This window comes from Palleronia caenipelagi, assembly GCF_007004065.1.
Classification (GTDB): Bacteria; Pseudomonadota; Alphaproteobacteria; order Rhodobacterales; family Rhodobacteraceae; genus Palleronia; species Palleronia caenipelagi.
In genome coordinates this window covers 18,860-37,553 of the sequence record NZ_VFSV01000021.1, presented here as the reverse complement: position 1 = coordinate 37,553, position 18,694 = coordinate 18,860, and the positions used below count along the sequence as shown (strand labels likewise).

Below are 18,694 nucleotides of genomic sequence, written 5' to 3'. Positions count from 1 at the left end.
TTAAACCAGCTTGGCGCGGTGGATGATCTTGCGATAGTCCCCACTGGCATATTGCACGCCGCGGTCCGAATGCAGGATCAGCCCCGGGACCGGGCCGCGCTGGTCCAGGGCCATCCGGTGCGCGTCGCAGCAGAGCTCCGCTTTCAGATGTTCGGCCATGGCCCAGCCGACGATTTCGCGGGTCGCATGCGCCATTGTCCTTGGAGTTGCCCATCGCGGCGCCACCGGTCGGAGCCCGATGGGCGACGGCGGACAAAGGCACATTCCTTGACGGCCGCGAGGTAGAGCCAGCCCTCGCCGGTACCGACATAGGTGATGTCGGCCAGCCAGACGGTGTTCGGGGTGGTGCAGTGAGACGCCCGCTGCAGCAGGTTCGGCGACGGGGTCAGCTGGTGATTGCTGTTTGTGGTCACCGGTTTGCGCGGCTTGCGCGGACGGGCTGAGATCCTGTTTTCCTGCATTATTCTGGCTACACGACGTTCTGAGACGCTCTCCCCGTCAGCGCATGGATCCCGGTGGATGCGTTTGGACCCGTAGCGCCCCTTGCTGGCTTTGAAAAAATGGCTGATCCGCTCCAGCAGAGCCTTGTCCCGTGCCGCACGCCGCGCCTCCCGACTTTCACGGGCTGCCTCACCGGCGCCGTGACCATAAAACCAACTGCGTGACAGGCGGACCAGCCGGCAAAGTGTAGAAACCGCGTTCTCCCGCTTACGCGGCCCCACTGGGGCCACGGTCAGTCGAACTGAGCTTTGTGGGCAGTGATGAAAGCGCGCTTGTTCATCGTGGTTTCACCGCCCGAGACGCGAAAAAAGCGTTCGCAGGCGCCCTCGGACCAGTGGCGTTCGCCTGCTCACCCTTTTGAAGAATTTCGCTCTCCTCTGCCAGCCGCTTGTTCTCCTTGCGCAGTCACCCCAGCTCGGCGGCGTCCGCCTTCTGGCGACGTTTGGCCTCCATCGAGCCGAACGCCTCGATCTCCGACCGCCAGGTTTTCAGCTGGGTGCCGGTAATCCCCAGCTCGTTCGCCACGCTGCCCTGCGTCGCTCCCGGTTCGTAAAGCCGCTCAACCGCTGCAGCTTTAAACTCGTCTGAATACTTCCGTCGATGTCGTCCCATGTCGCGCTCCTCTCATGGACAGGGGTAAAGTACCCCGCTGTCCAGAGACAGGGACGAAGACCACCTCAGACGATGTGGGCGGCACCTACAATAACGACTATGTGGAAGGCGGTGGCGGCTGCGACGTGATCTTTGGCGGCACGGGTCAGGATGATCTGGTCGGCGGTTCGTCCAGCTTCTTCAGCCTCGTGACCGCTGACCTCCGTCCTGACCGTGAAGATATGGTCTTTGGTGGAAACGGAGATCACTACGCCCGCAACGATGGTTGGGAAGAGGGCAGCTATGCCCCGACCGACGCCAGCGGCGTCCTGCTTCAGGAACTGCCTGATCGCAGCCATTCGCGCGACGCGGATGTGATTGCCGGCGATAACGCCGACATCATCCGGCTTGTTGGCATCAACTCAGTCGATCTGATCGCCGACGATGGCGTGATCGCGGATTACGAGGCTGCCTATCTGGCGGCAGATCCGCAGGATGCGCTGTATCTGCGCTTTGCTTACGACATCTATCCCGATGCCGAGCGGATCATCGTCCGCGGCGTTACCCTTCTGGACTACACGCCGGGCGGGCCTGACATGCAGACGGCTCTGTTCGACAAGGACACGCCGATTGATGTGGATCGGAATGCGTTGCTTGATCCCGGGGCCGACGACCTCTGGCGCAATACCTACGGCTTCTGGTTGCAGGTTGATATTGGCGGCAATGACGAGATCCACGGCGAACAGGATGATGACGTCATCTATGTCGGTGGAGGCAACGACATCGCCTTTGGCGACGCTTCGGATGATGACATCATCGGCGGATGGGGCAATGACTGGATTTCCGGGAGAACGGGAATCGACGGGATCATCGGCGATGACGGTCAGATCTTCACCAGCCGTAACACCGGTTTGTCGAGCGATGGCGCCGTCAGCCTCAAGGGCAATACGCACAGCTACGGTAACTACACCACCGAATATGCAGAGTCGCTGTATGGGGTGTTTAGCCTCTTGAACAACGACCCTGATACACGCACCAGCCAAGGCAATGTCCTGAACGAGGTCATCTATACGCCGGGCTATGTCCAGCAGACGACGATCAACATCGAGGGCGAACTGGTGAAGTCGGTCGATCTGACGCCGTTCGACAACGTCGAGGGGGCGATCCTGGTGCCGGTCTCGTCTGCGGACCCGACCAACCACAACCCGCAGCACGCGGATGACATCATCTTTGGCGGACTCGGGGACGATTTCATCCATGGCGGAGGCGGTGATGACGCCATTACGGGAGGCGAGGCGCTGGACGAAGCCTACGCACCTATGGTCGTTGGCACCTATTTCGAGGAAGGGATCGAGAAAGACGCACTGATGCTGGTGCGATCCGACTTCAGCCGCCCTTGGAATTCGGGCGATGTCCTGATGTTCGGCGATGGCGATCCCCATTGGAACGAGCCGAAGCCGGTTCAGGAGCGGACGGGCGAGTTCTATCTTTACGACGAGTACGACTCGCCTCTGGTGATCCTGTTCCACGACAAGGAGGTTGACACCGACGGGGATGGCATCTCCGATACCACTGTCAGTGTTGTCTGGCAAGGAGAGGTGCCGATCGATGATCCGTCCCTGAGGCATTGGATACTGAATCAGGCCGATGATGAGGGGGATCTGGTCGAGAGCTATGTCGACTTTACCCCGAATGGCAGCGCGCCAGCCGATGGGGCGGTTCTTGTTGCGGTTCAGTCGGATGGCAATGACGCGATCTTTGGCGACATGGGCAATGACTGGATCGTCGGCGGGACCGGGCGCGACCATATCTACGGCGGCTTTGGCAACGACCTGATGAATGCCGACGATGTCATGGGGGGGCCGGGTTCGGCCTACGATACCGGCGCATTTGGTGTCGATGCCGGCGGCACCGGCGATCGGGGTCTGAACGATACGCCCGAGACGCATCTGAGCTGGGAAGACCGTGTCTTTGGCGGTGCCGGTCTCGATGTCCTGATCGGGAACACGGGCGGAGACCGTCTCATCGACCATCTGGGCGAGTTCAACTCCTACATCGTCCCGTTTGCACCGTTCGGCATATCAACAGTCAGCCGTCAGGTTCCGCCGCACCTTTGGGATTTCCTCGCCGGGCAGGCGTATAGCGATGGTGTCGACCTGACCCGGACGACCGATATCGGCCAGAACAACTTGCGATCACGCTATTCCTGGGTCTTCGACCAGCAGGGTGAGCCTTATGGCAAAATGGGTCTTGTCGTCCAGCAGGATCACGGCTTCTGGCAGGATCAGCCCGGCCCGTCTACCGATCCGCAGGCAGGAAACATACCCGGTGGTCGCCGTGATATTCTGCGGACGGCGGACTTCAACAACCGCTCCCTTGACGGCTTTGCGCCGGATCGCGGCAAGTTCACCGCGACCGGGGGGCGCTTGCAATATCGGCTGCCTCTGGCGAAGACACCGCAGCCGCAGTGTTCCTGCTGGATGACTGGAAGCCAACCTATTTTGAGGTCGTCGCGACCTTCAATCTCGACAAACCTACCAAGGGCTGGAAATCGAACGCCTATGTCGTCTTCGACTATCACAGCGACGTCGATTTCAAGTTCGCAGGCATCAATGTCTCAACCAACAAGATCGAGATGGGCTATGTCGACGAAACGGGTTGGCACTACGTCAAGCAGTCAAACAAGCCGGTCCGCATCAAGCCGGGTGTAAACTACACTGTGACCGTTGCGATCAATGGCAACAACGTGACCGTGGCCGTCGCGGGCGTAAACTGGTTCAGCTACGACTACACGCCACAGCTGGACTCGCGCGGCGATCTGATCCCGATGAACGCCGGCATGGTCGGCGTGGGCATGGATGGTTCTCGGGGGCGGGTCGACAACTTTGCGGTGCAGATCCTGCCACCGGACTGGACGCTGGACGTCACGGACGACTTCATCGCCATGGCCGAATTGCCGCGTCAGGTACAGTCGATGGCGTGGATGGAAAGCTCTGGCAAATTGATAGGATCTGCCGGGGCATCCGAACCCGCCGTCCAGACGGTCGAGCTGGGTGTCGGCCTCAAGTCAAGTTCGGTGCTCGAAATGGAGGTGGATCTGTCCACAGCAGGCAGCAGCGGCTTTATCTTCGACCGCTACGGACCGGATGACTACAAGTTCATCGCGCTCGATACTGCAAATGACGCGGTCATCCTGGGCCATGCGACCGCGGGCGATGGTCGTGTCACCGATGCCAGCTTTGCCGTTCCGCTGGATGCCGGTCTGACCCATCATCTGCAGATTACCCTTCAGGGTGCAGGTGCGACGATCCGTGTCGATGGTGTGATCGTTGCCGAATACGAGTTCAATTTGGCCCTCGTGGATGGTGGCTTTGGGGTCATTGTGTTCGACGGATCGGCCACATTCGACAATCTGCGGGTCGCCACCGACGACGACGCCTTCAACGCGGCGATGGTCCTGTCGGCGCAAAGCGCGCGTCTGGTCACCAGCGATGAAACGGTCGAACCGCTGGATGCCGGGCAGGTGGAGGCGCTCTATGATGCCGCGCTTGAGGACTGGGCCGAATCCGGTCTGGTCACGCAGGGTCAGATCGCGGCGCTTGCCGATGTCGAACTCATCGTGACGGTTCTCGAAGGTGCCTCCGTCGCCCGCGCGACAGAGGGTGGCCAGATCCTGCTGGATGTCACGGCTGCGGGGGCTGGCTGGTTCCTCGACTGGACGCCGGAAACCGATGATGATCTGGGCTCTGGTGTCGATATGCTGACCGTTCTTCGGCACGAGATCGGCCATCTGCTCGGCGATGGCCACGGCGACATCGAAATTATGGACTCCGATATCGACACCGCCACGCGGATCGGGGTCGACGGTTCGATCAGCACGTCGGGGGACACTGAATATCAGGACCCCGGGGTGCAGCCGACAGATGACACCGACTCCGATGTTCTGGCGACGATGACCTCCGGCATGGCCACTATATTGCCCAGCGAGTATGACGATCTGACAGCGATGGCCGTGGATGAGGGCGCGGTTCTGCTGTCTGGTGACACATCCGCCACAACGACCCGGGGCAACAAGGCCGGCGACCGGCGCCTGGTTTCTGTGGGGCAAGGCTATGTCTTTGACCCTGCGACGGGGACGCTGATCGACGCTGCGGATGCCGAGTTGTTGTTCGCCGCCGAGAACCGGGCCGGGACCGTCACTGTCGTCGCGCTGACTGCCGCCGCCGTTGCCAGCAGGTCAGCAGCACCGGCGAAAGAGACGGACGGCCTTCGGTTCCGGCTGAATCGCTGGCTGCGGCGTGCGTGAGCAGCATGAACGGCGACCGCGCAGGATTGTAGTGACCTGTTGATCCGTAATCGCCCGATTTCCACCGAGGTGGCTGGTCCCTGATGCGTGTGATGAGTTCGGGATAGTCGACGAAGTCCTGGAGGAAGGTGTTCGAGCGCCCGGGCGACGGTTGCTCGTTCGGGAAAAGTGGTGTCGTTGTGACCGGGTTGGCGCGGCGGATGGGTTTGCCGAAGCGATCCCGGTGGCTGAACAGAAGGAACGCGTGCCGGACGTGCCAACAGAAGTCCCGGACCTTGTGGTGGAAGTCGGAAGGTTCTGACGCGAGCGGATAGCCCTTTGGTCAGACGCACTTATCCTGCGAGGTTTGCGAAAGTCTGAAACGGACTGGAGCCTGCATCACCAAGCTGCCCCTTCCGGATCATGTGAGCTGTCTCATTTCCCGCAAGCGTCGCTGGCACCGCATAGAGCGATTTGAAACCCATCATCGGACGGGTAATCTTCTTGATGAACCTGTGGTCCTGCTCGATGCGATTGTTCAGATATTTGACCGGCATTGTCGGGTTGTTTTAATTGGGTAAGAGTTGCTTGGCAGGAGCCCATCAGGCAGCCAATGCGGCGGCACGGGCATTCCAGTGCCCGAATGCAAGAGCTCGTTTCTGGCGATAGGTTGATGCGGAGATTTTGTGGCGGCGACACGGAATAAGTTTGCGGTTTAATCATGAGCTGTCAAAAAGATTTGTGCCTGTCTGGGTGACTTGAAGCGACCTTGTATTTTCTCTTGCTTTCGGGTCGGCCTGTGAGACCCTTCGATCAGGTTATTCAGCCCTTTGTGTGCCCGGTGATCAACATCCAGAACCAATTTACGCAATGCTGCGCCATAGCTGCGCTGCTTGTCCGTTATGACCACCCGGTGTTTTCCCCATCGAGCCAACAGCCGGGTGAGAAACCGCTTTGCCGCCTCCGCGCTGCGGCGTGTTTGCACCAGTGTGTCAAGCACCTCACCGTTACTGTCGACAGCAAGCCAAAGCAAATATTTCACGCCACCAATCTGGATGACAACCTCGTCCAGATGCCATTTATCCGACGGATGTGTTCGCGTTTGCCTGAGACGTTTCGCCATTTGAGCCCCGAACTTTGATACCCAGGTCCGGACCGTCTCATGACTGACCACAATCCCTCCTTCTGCGAGCAGATCCTGAACATCGCGAAGGCTCAGCGCAAAGCGATGATACGCCCAAACTGCATACGAAATAATGGACCGCGGGAAGCGATAACCTTTCAGACGGGGATGCGTTCGCTTCTTGATCATTGTATGGCGCTGGACATGGAACGCCACGGCGTCAACAACCTGACAATGCCGTCTCGATGCCTGCGATGGACCACCAATGGTCCATTGCAGTTTTACGGAGATCGCGGAATTCGGCGGAGGTCATTTCATGGCGGGGCAGGTGAAACAAATTGGCAATTGAGTCATGGATCGAGACGAAGCGCTGCAGATGTCTCGGCGACTTGAAACCCTTCATGACCCGCTCCCTTCGTCGCACAGGTTGGTGAGAATTCTCACCACGATTGTTAAGGCCTTTATGGGATCGGTGCGCGACACCCGGCGTGATCTCCCTCATCGCCGCCGGACAGGAGCGCAGCTTGTCGGTGATCATGACGCGGGGAAGGCCATGCTTTTCAGAAGCTTACCGAGAAGACGCTTGGCGGCTTTTTTATCCCGGTGGCTCTGGGTAAGGACGAAGCCCTCCTGATCTACGGCGCGCCAGAGCCAGTGTTTCCGGCCCCGGATCTTTACCACAACCTCATCAAGTTGCCACTTATCGCCCATCTGCCCGGATGACCGTTCACGAATCTTTCTTGCTTACTGCCGTCCAAATTTCTCAGCCCAGGCCCGCACAGTCTGGTGCGACACGATGATCCCGCGCACGGCTAACAGATCTTCAACCATCCGCAGGCTTAGCGGAAACTTGAAATACAGCCAAACTGTATACGCGATCACGTCCGGTGGAAAGCGGTGGCGGCGATAGAGGTCGGTCCTGGTCATGCTGACAGATCGCATATCTCACCGACCACCGCCTTAACTTTACGGTGCCCGTGTGTCCTCTTAGCAGAAGGCATGCCGGCAGTTTGTCCGCAGCGGCGGTTGCCCGTGACCGTCTTGCCGGGATACCCTCCTTGGCAGAACCGGGTCGAGACAACCCGGCAACCCAACTGACAGGGGATCAGGCGATGACAATCCGAACGACAACGGGCCGCGGCCAGCGTTATAACAGCATTCTCGACACAGTGGGCAATACACCCGCCGTCCGGGTAAACCGCATCGCGCCCTCGCATGTGAATGTCTACGTGAAATACGAGGCGTTCAATCCCGCAGGCTCTGTCAAAGACCGTCTCGCTCTGAACATTATTGAGGCTGCCGAGCGCGACGGGCGGCTTCAGCCCGGTCAGACCGTGGTGGAGGCAACCTCGGGAAATACCGGCATCGGGCTCGCGATGGTCTGCGCTGCCAAGGGCTACCCATTGGTGGTCACGATGGCCGAAAGCTTCTCTGTCGAGCGGCGCAAGCTGATGCGCTTTCTCGGCGCCAAGGTTGTGCTGACTCCCAAGGAACTGAAAGGCTTTGGGATGTACACGAAAGCCAAGGAGCTGGCCGAGGAGAACGGGTGGTTTCTCGCCAGCCAGTTCGAGACGCGCGACAATGCCGATATTCACGCGGCCACAACCGCCCGGGAGATTCTCGCCGATTTCAGCGACACGCAGCTCGACTATTGGGTGACGGGTTACGGCACAGGCGGCACGGTAACGGGGGTGTCCCGTGTGTTACGCAAAGAGTCGCCCGAGACGAAAATCATCCTCAGTGAGCCGGCCAACGCTGCTCTGGTCGCCTCGGGTTACGTGAACACCCGCAACGACCAGCATCAGCCGACAGAGGGCCATCCGTCGTTTCAGCCACACCCCATTCAGGGCTGGACCCCGGATTTCATCCCGTGGGTTCTCCAGGAAGCGATCGATAACAATTACTACGATGAGCTGATCCCCGTGGTCGGGGCAGACGGGATCGCATGGTCGCGCAGGCTTGCCGCCGAAGAGGGAATCTTTACAGGCATCTCCGGTGGATCGACCTTTGCCGTGGCCATGCAGCTTGCCGACAGCGCACCCGAAGGGTCCACGTTCCTTGTGATGTTGCCTGATACGGGCGAGCGATATCTCTCGACCCCTCTCTTTGACGGAATTGCCGAGAGCATGACCGAAGAAGAAGAGGAGATGTCCCGCTCGACCCCCTCGGCGCAGATGCCATCGGCGTGATCCGCCGCCCCTGCGCGGGCGACGCCCTGTCGGCGGCAGGTGGGCAGGGCGGATGAGGGAGCGCTCACATGCCGCTGGAAACACAGCGAGATGCGTGATTAATAAGTCTGACTGCGCATCTCGAACAAACAAGAGGTTTTCCATGGCTCGTCATAAGATATCGTCCGCCGCCCTGCTGATCGGTGCCGCCATGAGTGTCGCGTCAGCCGTGAGCGCCGAGACATTCCGTTGGGCAGGCACCACCGACCCGCAGACCATGGACCCCCATGCGGTCAATGCTGCGCCGGTGCTCTCATTTCTGAACAACGTGTATGAGGGCCTCGTGCGGCGGAACGGAGAGATGGCGGTAGAGCCGTCCCTCGCGACGTCATGGGAGCCTCTGCCCGAAGGTGCGGGCTGGCGGTTTATGCTGCGCGAAGGCGTCACCTTCCATGACGGTGCGGAGTTCAACGCTGATGACGTGCTCTTTTCCTATGAGCGCGCCGTCTCCGAGACCTCGGACGTGAAGTCGTGGTTTGCCTCTGTGACCGCCGTGGAGAAGGTCGATGACTACACGGTCGATTTCAAGACGTCGTCGCCGAACCCGCTTTTCCCGGGCTCCATTGCCAACTTCATGATCCTCGACTCCGGCTGGGCCGAAGCCAATGACGCCACGGCCCCGGCGCGGGAGTCCGAGAACTTCGCCACCCGTAATGCCAACGGCACCGGGCCGTTCCGCCTGACGGCCCGTGATCCGGGCGTTGAAACCCGTCTGGCTCCGAACGACGGCTGGTGGGATAGCCTCGACAGCAACGTGACTGAGGCCGTCTGGACGCCCATCGGTAATGCGGCCACCGGTCTTGCGGCGCTTCTTTCAGGGGAAATCGACTTTATTTCGCCGATCCCGCTGCAAGACGTGGAGCAGGTCGAAGGGCGTGACGGCTTCAAGGTGCTGTCCGGGCTTGAGACCCGTGTCATCATGCTGGGCTTTGGCCATGACCACGACACGCTGAAATACTCTGACGAGACCACCGACAAGAACCCCTTCCAGGATCCCCGCGTGCGCCTCTCCGTAGCGCAGGCCGTGGACGTGGCGACCATTGACCGGGTGATCATGCGCGGTGCCTCTGAGCCCGCGAGCCAGCTGTTGCCCGAGGGGCTCTCCGGCTGGTCCGAAGCCCATCCCGACCGCCCTGCCTTCGACGCCGACGCGGCCAAGGCGATGCTGGAGGAGGCGGGCTATCCCGACGGGTTCTCCTTTGGCCTGATGTGCCCGAACGACCGCTACATCAACGACGAAGCGCTGTGCCGGGCCGTGGCTTCCATGCTGGCAAAAATCGGCGTGACGGCCAAGGTGAACGCCATGCCGGTCCGCGGGTACTGGGACGAGCTCCGGGCCGACAACTTCGATATGTATCTGCTGGGTTGGTCCCCGGGCACGTTTGACGCGGAGCACCCGATCCGCTTCCTCGCCCATACGCCGGGCGAGCGTCTCGGGACCTGGAACTTCGGCGGCTATTCCAATGCCCGTATCGACGAGCTGCTGGAGCCGATCCAGTCCGAGGTCGATCCTGCCGCGCGTCAGGCCATGATCGACGAAGTTGCTGGCATTCTGCAGGACGAGGTGGCCTATGTGCCGCTTTACACCCAACCGCTGATCTGGGCGATGAAGGACAGCGTGGATGTGGTTCAGCGGCCCGATAACTTCTTCCTGCTGCGCTGGGTTTCGGTGAACTGAGCGGATCGGGGCGATGGCTGTGTTCATCCTGAAACGGCTGATCCAGTCGGTCTTTGTGATGCTGGCTGTCGCCTTTCTGGCCTTTTCGCTGTTCAGCTTTGTGGGCGACCCCATTAGTCAGATGACCGGGGTCGAGACCTCCCTCGAAGATCAGGCGCGGCTCCGTGAGGAGTTGGGCCTGAACGACCCGTTCATCGTGCAATTTGCCCGCTTTACCGGCGACATGCTGCAAGGTAACTTCGGCTATTCCTACCGGACCCGCGAGCCGATCGGAGCGATGCTGCTCGACCGTCTTCCCGCGACGCTGGAACTGGGAACCGTGGCACTGATCATCTCGCTGATCGCAGGCATACCGGCGGGGATCTACACCGCCCTGAACCCGCGCGGCGTGCTGAGCCAATCCATGCTGATCGCCACCCTGATCGGCGTGTCGATCCCGACCTTCGTCATCGGGATCCTGCTGATTTTTCTGTTCGGCGTGCAACTGGGCTGGCTGCCTACCTTTGGCCGCAGCGGCACTGTGGAGATTGGCTGGTGGCGGTCATCGCTCTTTACCGTCGATGGCTGGCGGTCACTGGTCCTGCCCGGACTGACTCTGGGCCTGTTCCAGCTGACCCTGACCATGCGGCTCGTCCGGGCGCAAATGATGGAGGTCATGCGCACCGACCACATCCGCTTTGCCATCGCCCGTGGTATTCCATGGAGAAGCATTCGCTATCGCCATGCCCTGTCCAACACGATGATCCCTGTGATCACCGTGATCGGCCTGCAATTCGGCGGGGTCATCGCCTTTTCCATCGTCACCGAGAGCGTGTTTCAGTGGCCGGGGATGGGCCTGTTGTTCCTCGAGTCCATCCGGTTCGTCGACATCCCGGTCATGAGTGTCTACCTCGTTGTGATTGCGTTCTTTTTCGTGGTGATCAATCTGCTGGTCGATCTGCTCTACCTGCTGATTGACCCGCGCCTTCGTGTGCGGGAGGCCGCCTGATGCTGGCAAAAATCCGCGAGTCTGAAGCGCTCTGGCTGTTTCGCCGCAGCCCGGCGGCGATGCTGGCGGCGCTGATAGCCGTGGTGATCATTACTGCGGCAGTACTGGCCCCCTGGATCGCACCGACGAACCCCTATGACCTGTCGTCCTTTTCCCTGATCGACGGCCTCCTGCCGCCGGTCTGGCAAGACGGCGGCGATCCGCGCTTTCTGCTGGGCACGGATGATCAGGGGCGCGACATGCTATCCTCGATCCTCTACGGGGCGCGGCTCTCTCTGGCGATTGCGGGCATGGCTATGGCGGTGGCGCTGGTCCTCGGCGTGGGGCTCGGCCTCGCGGCGGGGTATTTCGGCGGGCGCTTCGACGCCATCGTCATGCGCATCGCCGATATTCAACTGGCCCTGCCGGCCATCCTGACAGCCTTGCTGATCGATGGCATCTCCCGGGGAATCCTGCCGCGGGAGCTGCATGACGACCTGCGCCTCGGGGTGATCACGCTGGCTATTGCTCTGTCTCTCTGGGTGAATTTCGCCCGCACCGCCCGGGCCTCGGTGTTTGTCGAGCGGAGCAAGGATTATGTGCAAGCCGCAATCATGATGGGACAGCATCCGCTGCGGATCATGCTGCGCCACATTCTGCCCAACATCCTCGGACCCCTGCTGGTCATCGCGACGGTGGACCTTGCCTCCGCCATCCTGCTCGAAGCGACCCTGTCCTTCCTCGGCGTCGGGCTGCCGGCGGACTCGCCGTCGCTCGGGACGCTGATCCGCATCGGGATGCAGTACCTCCTGTCCGGCGAGTGGTGGATCCTGTGGATCCCGACGATTTTCCTCGTGGTGCTGGTGGTATCGATCAACCTGCTCGGTGATTTCCTCCGCGACCTGTTCAATCCGGGACTGCGCTGATGCTCACGGTCGAAGACCTCACTGTCCGCTTCCATCACCGATCCGGCGCGGCCACCGCCGTTGAGGGCGTGTCGCTGACGGTGGGGCAGGGCGAGATCCACGGCCTTGTGGGGGAGTCGGGGGCAGGGAAATCAACGATTGGCGCCTCGATCATGGGGCTTCTGCCGGCTGCGGGTGAGATCGCTTCGGGACGCTTAATGCTCGGTGAAACCGACCTGCGCGCACTGACCGCAAGCGAGGCTCACCAGATTCGGGGCAAGCGCATCTCGATGATTTTTCAGGACCCGCAGACGAGCCTGAACCCTCTCATGACCATCGGCGACCAGCTCATCGAGACCATTCAGGCCCATGAGGAGATCAGCACCGATGCCGCCCGGGCCCGTGCGATCGCCCTGCTGGAAGAAATCGGCATCACCGACGCGACCCGCCGCATCCGCGCCTATCCGCACCAGTTTTCCGGGGGCATGCGGCAACGCGTCGTCATCGCGCTGGCGCTCTGCACCAACCCGGAGCTTATCGTCGCAGACGAACCCACTACGGCCCTCGATGTGTCTGTGCAGGCGCAGGTGCTCAAGCTGCTGCGAAGCCTCGCCCGCGATCGGGGAGTGGGCTTCATTCTGATTACCCATGATATTGGCGTCATCGCTCAGGTTGCGGACCGCGTCACGGTTCTGCGGGGCGGTCGGATCGTGGAACAAGGTGAAACGCGGCAGGTCCTCACCGCGCCGGAGGCGCCGTATACGCAAGCGCTCATGGCTGCTGTACCTCCGCTCGACCATCGCCTCGACCGCTTTCATCTGCCGGTCGTCGTGGGCGAGGAAACGGAGACCGCCGGCGCAGAGGCCGCGCGCGAAGCAGAAGACTGGCTGCGCGAGGGGATCGGGAGCGCGGCAGGACCGGAACTGGAGCTGTCGGGTATCACCGTACGTTTCCACGGCGAGCGGCAAGGGTTCTTCGGCGCCCGTGAGAGCTTTACTGCGCTCGATGACGTGTCGCTCACGGTCCGGCCCGGCACGGTGATGGGTCTCGTCGGCGAGAGTGGCTCCGGCAAATCAACGCTGGCAAAGGTTGTCGCCGCGCTGGTTCAGCCAAGCTCCGGCGAGATGCGTCTTGGGGGTGCCCAGTTGCCATTCATGCGAACCCGCCACCGGCACCATCCATCACGGCGATTGCTGCAAATGGTGTTTCAGGATCCGTTCTCAAGCCTGAATGCCCGACATCGGATCGCCACCATCCTCGGCGAGCCGCTCTGGCTCTATGGTCTGGAAACCGACCGCACACGCCGCGACCGGCTGGTGCGGTCCATGCTGGCACTGGTGGGTCTGCCGCCGGAAGCCGCTGACCGCTACCCGCACCAGTTCTCCGGAGGTCAGCGCCAAAGGATCGCGGTTGCCCGCGCGCTCCTGTCCCGCCCCGGCCTGCTGATCTGCGACGAGCCCACCAGCGCCCTCGATGTCTCTATTCAGGCCCAGATCTTGAACCTGCTGAAGGATATGCAATCCCGGTTTGGTCTCACTACCCTCTTCATCAGCCACGATCTCGCAGTGGTGCGGCAGATGTCCGACGACATCGCCGTCCTGCAAGGAGGAAAGCTGGTGGAAACCGGCCCTTCCGAGCCGTTTTTCACCCGTCCAGCGGCTGGCTATTCCCAAGACCTGCTCGCCAACACGCCTCGTGTTCGATTCGATCGAAGTGTCGCCTGAGCGCTCGATTTAGCCTACGGTTTCAGCCAAGAGGGAAGCCGATGGTTTCCAGTAGAGATATAGGGTGGTCGTGGAAGACGAAGCGGTTAAAAATCTCACGAGGTAGGCGGTCCGTGGGACCCGGTCCACTCTATTTCTGTCCGCAGAGAAGCAGCTTCTACCTCCGTCGAGAGGGATTTTCGGGTCGACCTGACGACCAACTCGCGTGAACCTTTCAGACCTCTAAGACGATGAACCGCCACCGATCTGCAGCCTCGGTCCTGGGCGGGCTGCAGATGTCGCCCTTCGTACATTCGTGAAGGGCAACCCGTACGCCCTCTTTCGGCGCGGTGAAGAAACCTCGAAACTTTACGTCGCAAGCTTTGATATTGACGCGGACCAAATTCTTGCGCTTCATGTAAACATGTCTGAGCAGAAGATCCGCAACATGGAAGAGTTCGCGGCGGCCATCGGTGTTTCCAGGCCGACCGTTTCGAAGTTTTTCAACGACCCTGCAAGCGTCCGTCCAAAGACTCGTGAGAAGATCGAAGAGGCTTTGGAGCGGCACGATTATCGGCCAAATGTCTTTGCGATCAATCAGAACAGACGGTCGACGAAGAATATAGGTGTGGTCGTCCCCAATCTCGCAGATCCGTTTTTCCTCGAACTGGCGAGGCGGGTCGAGCTGGCTTGCATTGATGCCGGATATACGCCGATAGTGAGGAGTTCGCATGGTGTTCCGGAACTGGAATCAGCTAACCTGGAGACCCTGCGCGATCTCAAACCTGCGGGCGTCCTTCTCGCTCCGTTTGGCAGGGAGTCCGACATTCGCAGCATAAAGAAGTTCGATCACGACTTCCCCCTTGTTCTGTTTGACGCAGATCTGTCGGGTGTCGGCCAGGCGTTCTGCGGTACAGACAATTTTCAAAGTATCAATCTCATGGTGGAATATCTGTGCCGCAGCGGAGAGCCGCCATGCTTCTTTGAAATGAAAACTCCCGCCAACCCAAACGCGGATACACGGAGACAGGCGTATATTGAGAGCATGGAGCGCCACAATGAGAGGCCGCGCGTGCATCAGGCCATGGGGCAGGGGTGGGATTTTGAGGCGATCGGGCTGGCCGAAGGTGGACGCCTGCTGTCGGCGGGTGCTTTTGAAACCCAGACAATCCTGTGCAGCAATGACAGGCTTGCCATCGGTTTGCTCGCCGCGGCTTACGGTCTCGGACGGCGTGTCGGTCATGGGGCGGATTGCAACCTGCGGGTGGCTGGCCACGACGATCATCCGTTTTCACGCTTTACATGTCCGGCGTTGACTACGATTTCGCAGGATTATGACGGAATTGTGAGTCGCGCAGTCACGTCTCTCCTGCAGGCCATCGAGCGAGATCGGTCTCGCAGCGAAAGAATCGATACGACGTTCGAAGGTCGCCTTATCATGCGGGATTCCGCATAATCTGATAATATCTTTAGCGTTTCTGTTTTTTTCCGCGCGTCAATTTGTAATTGACTTCGGTCAGGCGCGAGCGCTATTTTGATAGCGACAACACAAACAGGAGGAATGTGGATGTCTTTCAAGACAACGCTCTTTGGCGCATCGGCCATGGCGCTGGTGATGACCGGCGCTGCTTTTGCTGAGAACCTCGTGATCGCGACCGTGAACAACGGCGACATGATCCGGATGCAGGGCCTCACCGATGACTTCACCGAAAAGACCGGGCACACGGTCGAGTGGGTCACGCTGGAAGAAAACGTGCTGCGTCAGCGCGTCACGACCGACATCGCGGCGAAGGGCGGTTCTTTCGACATCATGACCATCGGCATGTACGAAACGCCGATCTGGGGCGCCAATGGCTGGCTCGTGCCGCTGGATGACCTTTCGGAAGAGTACGATGTCGCTGACATTCTGCCCGCGATGGCCAACGGCTTGAGCCACGAAGGCACCCTCTACGCCGCGCCCTTCTACGGCGAAAGCTCCATGGTCATGTACCGGACCGATCTGATGGAAAAGGCCGGGATGGAAATGCCTGAGGCCCCGACCTGGCAGTTCATCCGCGAAGCCGCTGCGGCCATGGATGATCCCGAGAACGACATCAACGGCATCTGCCTCCGCGGCAAGGCCGGCTGGGGCGAGGGCGGTGCGTTCATCACCGTGACCGGCAACTCCTTCGGCGCGCGCTGGTTCGACGAAGAGTGGAACGCTCAGTTCGACCAGCCCGAGTGGAAAGAAGCGCTCGAGTTCTACGTGGGCCTGATGAATGACTACGGCCCCGAAGGCTATGCCACCAACGGCTTCAACGAGAACCTGTCGCTGTTCCAGCAGGGCAAGTGTGGCATGTGGATCGACGCCACCGTGGCGGCTTCGTTCGTGACCAACACCAACGACTCGACCGTTGCGGACAGCGTCGGCTTTGCTCTGGCGCCGAACTCCGAGGGCGTGGACAAGAAGTCCAACTGGCTCTGGGCGTGGGCTCTGGCCGTTCCGGCTGGCACCCAGAAAGAAGCTGCGGCCAAGCAGTTCATCGAGTGGGCCACCTCCAAAGACTACATCGAGCTCGTTGCGTCCAAGGAAGGCTGGGCCAACGTTCCCCCGGGTGCGCGGACCTCTCTCTATGAGAACCCCGAGTATCAGGCGGTTCCCTTTGCCAAGATGACCCTCGACTCGATCAATGCCGCCGACCCGACGAACCCGACCGTAAAGCCGGTGCCCTATGTTGGCATCCAGTTCGCGGCGATCCCGGAATTTGCGGGCATTGCAACCGAAGTCAGCCAGGAGTTCTCGGCTGTCTATGCTGGTCAGCAGAGCATCGACGAAGCGCTTGAAAAGGCGCAGGCGCTGACTAACGACGCCATGGAAGCTGCCGGCTACCGCTAAGCTTCAGGCCTAAGATCGCCGGAGAGCGCCAGAAATCAGGACGCTCTCCGGTTCATTTTCCAGAAATTGCGGTTCTGAACGCGACTGCCCACTGGGCGGTCAACAGAGGAGGCTTGCCCGATGGCAACCCAACACTCCCGATCAGCAGCGCGCCTCATGATGGCCCCGGCAGTGATCCTGCTCCTGGGCTGGATGCTGGTTCCGCTGATTATGACCCTGACCTTTTCATTCAAGAAATATCTCCCGCTACGGGGCGGTGATCTGGGATGGGTCGGGTTTGAAAACTACACCCGCTTTGTGACCTCCAGTGCGTTCTGGCCGTCCGTCGTCGCCACACTCGCTATCGTTGGCGGCGTTCTTGTCATCACCATTGGTTTTGGCATTTTGCTCGCGATTTTGCTCAATCAGCCGATGTGGGGGCAGGGGATTGTCCGGATCCTCGTGATCGCTCCCTTCTTCGTTATGCCGACTGTGTCAGCGCTGGTCTGGAAGAACATGTTCATGGACCCGACAAACGGTCTGCTCTCGCATCTTTGGCGGTTCTTCGGTGCAGAGCCAGTCTCATGGCTGTCCGAAGCCTCGATGACCTCCATCGTCATGATCGTGTCATGGCAATGGCTGCCCTTCGCGACCCTGATCCTGCTGACGGCCATCCAGTCCCTCGACAGCGAACAGCTCGAAGCCGCTGAGATGGACGGAGCGCCGACCTTCAAGCGCTTCCTCTACATCACGCTGCCTCACCTCAGCCGCGCGATCACCATCGTGCTCCTGATCCAGACGATTTTCCTGCTCGCCATCTTTGCCGAGATCTTCGTCACCACGGGCGGCGCCTTTGGCACCCGGACCCTGACCTACCTGATTTTCCAGCGCGTTCTCGAAGCGCAGAATGTGGGCCTTGGCTCTGCGGGGGGTGTCTACGCAATTATTCTCGCCAACATCGTTGCGATCTTCCTGATGCGCATCGTTGGCAAGAACCTGGACGCGTGAGGAGGACATCATGGCACGCGCAGTCACGCAACAACGCAAGCTCATCAACACCGCCATCGCCTGGGGCATCGGCCTGCTGATCTTCTTCCCGATCCTCTGGACCATCCTGACCAGCTTCAAGACCGAGGCCACCGCGATCGCGGATCCGCCGGTTTTCCTGAACTTTGACTGGACTCTGGAGAACTATACGGCGGTGATGGAGCGTTCGAATTACGCGAAATTCCTCTGGAACTCGATCATCATCGCCGGTGGCTCGACCCTGTTGGGCATTCTGGTCGCTGTACCCGCCGCATGGTCCATGGCCTTCGTGCCGTCCAAGCGGACCAAGGACATACTGCTTTGGATGCTCTCCACCAAGATGCTGCCAGCGGTGGGTGTGCTCTATCCGATCTACCTGATTTGCATCAAATTCGGCCTTCTGGACAGCCGGCTCGCACTGGTTGTCATCCTGATGCTGATGAACCTGCCGATCATTGTCTGGATGCTTTACACCTACTTCCGCGAAATTCCCGGCGAGATCCTCGAAGCCGCAAGAATGGACGGGGCGTCTCTGAAAGAAGAAATTCTCTACATCCTGACGCCCATGGCGGTTCCTGGCATCGCCTCGACGCTCCTCCTGAACTTCATTCTGGCATGGAACGAAGCCTTCTGGACGCTGAACCTGACCGCAGTCAACGCGGCACCTCTGACGGCCTTTATTGCGAGCTATTCCAGCCCCGAAGGTCTGTTCTTTGCCAAGCTCAGTGCGGCCTCGACCATGGCCATCGCGCCGATCCTGATCCTTGGCTGGTTCAGCCAAAAGCAACTTGTCAGCGGCCTGACCTTCGGCGCTGTGAAATAAGGACCTAGAT

Annotated in this window: 14 protein-coding genes and 3 pseudogenes; 11 read left to right on the top strand and 6 right to left on the bottom strand. The window is 60.3% G+C overall.

Translation table 11 applies throughout. The features are described 5' to 3' along the window. From FEV53_RS20880 to FEV53_RS12345, 3 genes are all read right to left on the bottom strand, one after another. Positions 1-159 carry a DDE-type integrase/transposase/recombinase gene (locus FEV53_RS20880; protein ID WP_185962188.1) on the bottom strand — a complete coding sequence of 53 codons (159 nt, stop codon included), beginning with the start codon at positions 157-159 and terminating at the stop codon, positions 1-3. After that, positions 144-722, bottom strand: coding sequence for an IS3 family transposase (locus FEV53_RS12350; RefSeq protein WP_246100803.1), 579 nt, complete (start codon positions 720-722; stop codon positions 144-146). Before FEV53_RS12350 ends, FEV53_RS20880 begins: the two co-directional genes overlap by 16 nt. A 184-nt stretch (positions 723-906) precedes the next feature. Next, a complete protein-coding gene (locus FEV53_RS12345) occupies positions 907-1,113 on the bottom strand; it encodes a transposase (protein ID WP_142835104.1) in 207 nt (68 codons plus the stop codon). Between the two features lie 14 nt (positions 1,114-1,127). Here FEV53_RS12345 and FEV53_RS12340 point away from each other — a divergent pair, with 14 nt between their 5' ends. Beyond that, complete coding sequence (locus tag FEV53_RS12340; RefSeq protein WP_142835103.1) at positions 1,128-3,803, top strand: hypothetical protein; 2,676 nt, start codon at positions 1,128-1,130, stop codon at positions 3,801-3,803. Then, complete coding sequence (locus FEV53_RS20875; protein ID WP_185962187.1) at positions 3,728-5,398, top strand: M10 family metallopeptidase domain-containing protein; 1,671 nt, start codon at positions 3,728-3,730, stop codon at positions 5,396-5,398. Before FEV53_RS12340 ends, FEV53_RS20875 begins: the two co-directional genes overlap by 76 nt. A 332-nt stretch (positions 5,399-5,730) precedes the next feature. On the opposite strand, the pseudogene FEV53_RS12335 reads toward FEV53_RS20875, so the two are convergent. From FEV53_RS12335 to FEV53_RS12325, 3 pseudogenes are all read right to left on the bottom strand, one after another. After that, positions 5,731-5,928: pseudogene (locus FEV53_RS12335) on the bottom strand (DDE-type integrase/transposase/recombinase); the annotation flags it as partial. A gap of 51 nt (positions 5,929-5,979) precedes the next feature. After that, a pseudogene (locus FEV53_RS12330) lies at positions 5,980-6,689 on the bottom strand (IS6 family transposase). Positions 6,690-6,720: 31 nt separating this feature from the next. Next, a pseudogene (locus FEV53_RS12325) lies at positions 6,721-7,427 on the bottom strand (IS6 family transposase). 185 nt (positions 7,428-7,612) lie between these two features. Between FEV53_RS12325 and FEV53_RS12320 the strand changes: the two are divergent. From FEV53_RS12320 to FEV53_RS12280, 9 genes are all read left to right on the top strand, one after another. Then, the gene (locus tag FEV53_RS12320; protein WP_142835102.1) at positions 7,613-8,689 is read left to right on the top strand and encodes a PLP-dependent cysteine synthase family protein; all 1,077 of its coding nucleotides are present in this window, start codon (positions 7,613-7,615) and stop codon (positions 8,687-8,689) included. Between the two features lie 142 nt (positions 8,690-8,831). Then, the gene (locus FEV53_RS12315) at positions 8,832-10,406 is read left to right on the top strand and encodes an ABC transporter substrate-binding protein (RefSeq protein WP_142835101.1); all 1,575 of its coding nucleotides are present in this window, start codon (positions 8,832-8,834) and stop codon (positions 10,404-10,406) included. Positions 10,407-10,419: 13 nt separating this feature from the next. Beyond that, entirely contained in the window at positions 10,420-11,394 is a 975-nt protein-coding gene (locus FEV53_RS12310) for an ABC transporter permease (RefSeq protein ID WP_142835100.1), read from the top strand. Beyond that, positions 11,394-12,299: an ABC transporter permease gene (locus FEV53_RS12305; protein ID WP_142835099.1), complete on the top strand. Its 906-nt coding sequence runs from the start codon at positions 11,394-11,396 to the stop codon at positions 12,297-12,299. The genes FEV53_RS12310 and FEV53_RS12305 overlap by 1 nt, the downstream gene beginning before the upstream one ends. Next, the gene (locus FEV53_RS12300) at positions 12,299-14,002 is read left to right on the top strand and encodes a dipeptide ABC transporter ATP-binding protein (protein WP_142835098.1); all 1,704 of its coding nucleotides are present in this window, start codon (positions 12,299-12,301) and stop codon (positions 14,000-14,002) included. Before FEV53_RS12305 ends, FEV53_RS12300 begins: the two co-directional genes overlap by 1 nt. A 403-nt stretch (positions 14,003-14,405) precedes the next feature. Further along, complete coding sequence (locus FEV53_RS12295) at positions 14,406-15,437, top strand: LacI family DNA-binding transcriptional regulator (RefSeq protein ID WP_142835141.1); 1,032 nt, start codon at positions 14,406-14,408, stop codon at positions 15,435-15,437. 111 nt (positions 15,438-15,548) lie between these two features. Continuing rightward, positions 15,549-16,856, top strand: coding sequence for an ABC transporter substrate-binding protein (locus FEV53_RS12290; RefSeq protein ID WP_142835097.1), 1,308 nt, complete (start codon positions 15,549-15,551; stop codon positions 16,854-16,856). 120 nt (positions 16,857-16,976) lie between these two features. Beyond that, positions 16,977-17,843, top strand: a complete 867-nt coding sequence (locus tag FEV53_RS12285) for a carbohydrate ABC transporter permease (protein WP_142835096.1) — start codon at positions 16,977-16,979, stop codon at positions 17,841-17,843. A gap of 10 nt (positions 17,844-17,853) precedes the next feature. Continuing rightward, complete coding sequence (locus tag FEV53_RS12280) at positions 17,854-18,684, top strand: carbohydrate ABC transporter permease (protein ID WP_142835095.1); 831 nt, start codon at positions 17,854-17,856, stop codon at positions 18,682-18,684. Positions 18,685-18,694 lie beyond the last annotated feature (10 nt).

What these genes read in the sequence shown, in the direction of transcription:
- FEV53_RS20880 (WP_185962188.1), bottom strand. Translation starts at nt 159, where the DNA reads ATGGCCGAACATCTGAAAGCGGAGCTCTGCTGCGACGCGCACCGGATG.
- FEV53_RS12345 (WP_142835104.1), bottom strand. Translation starts at nt 1,113, where the DNA reads ATGGGACGACATCGACGGAAGTATTCAGACGAGTTTAAAGCTGCAGCG.
- FEV53_RS12340 (WP_142835103.1), top strand. Translation starts at nt 1,128, where the DNA reads ATGGACAGGGGTAAAGTACCCCGCTGTCCAGAGACAGGGACGAAGACC.
- FEV53_RS20875 (WP_185962187.1), top strand. Translation starts at nt 3,728, where the DNA reads ATGGGCTATGTCGACGAAACGGGTTGGCACTACGTCAAGCAGTCAAAC.
- FEV53_RS12320 (WP_142835102.1), top strand. Translation starts at nt 7,613, where the DNA reads ATGACAATCCGAACGACAACGGGCCGCGGCCAGCGTTATAACAGCATT.
- FEV53_RS12315 (WP_142835101.1), top strand. Translation starts at nt 8,832, where the DNA reads ATGGCTCGTCATAAGATATCGTCCGCCGCCCTGCTGATCGGTGCCGCC.
- FEV53_RS12310 (WP_142835100.1), top strand. Translation starts at nt 10,420, where the DNA reads ATGGCTGTGTTCATCCTGAAACGGCTGATCCAGTCGGTCTTTGTGATG.
- FEV53_RS12305 (WP_142835099.1), top strand. Translation starts at nt 11,394, where the DNA reads ATGCTGGCAAAAATCCGCGAGTCTGAAGCGCTCTGGCTGTTTCGCCGC.
- FEV53_RS12300 (WP_142835098.1), top strand. Translation starts at nt 12,299, where the DNA reads ATGCTCACGGTCGAAGACCTCACTGTCCGCTTCCATCACCGATCCGGC.
- FEV53_RS12295 (WP_142835141.1), top strand. Translation starts at nt 14,406, where the DNA reads ATGTCTGAGCAGAAGATCCGCAACATGGAAGAGTTCGCGGCGGCCATC.
- FEV53_RS12290 (WP_142835097.1), top strand. Translation starts at nt 15,549, where the DNA reads ATGTCTTTCAAGACAACGCTCTTTGGCGCATCGGCCATGGCGCTGGTG.
- FEV53_RS12285 (WP_142835096.1), top strand. Translation starts at nt 16,977, where the DNA reads ATGGCAACCCAACACTCCCGATCAGCAGCGCGCCTCATGATGGCCCCG.
- FEV53_RS12280 (WP_142835095.1), top strand. Translation starts at nt 17,854, where the DNA reads ATGGCACGCGCAGTCACGCAACAACGCAAGCTCATCAACACCGCCATC.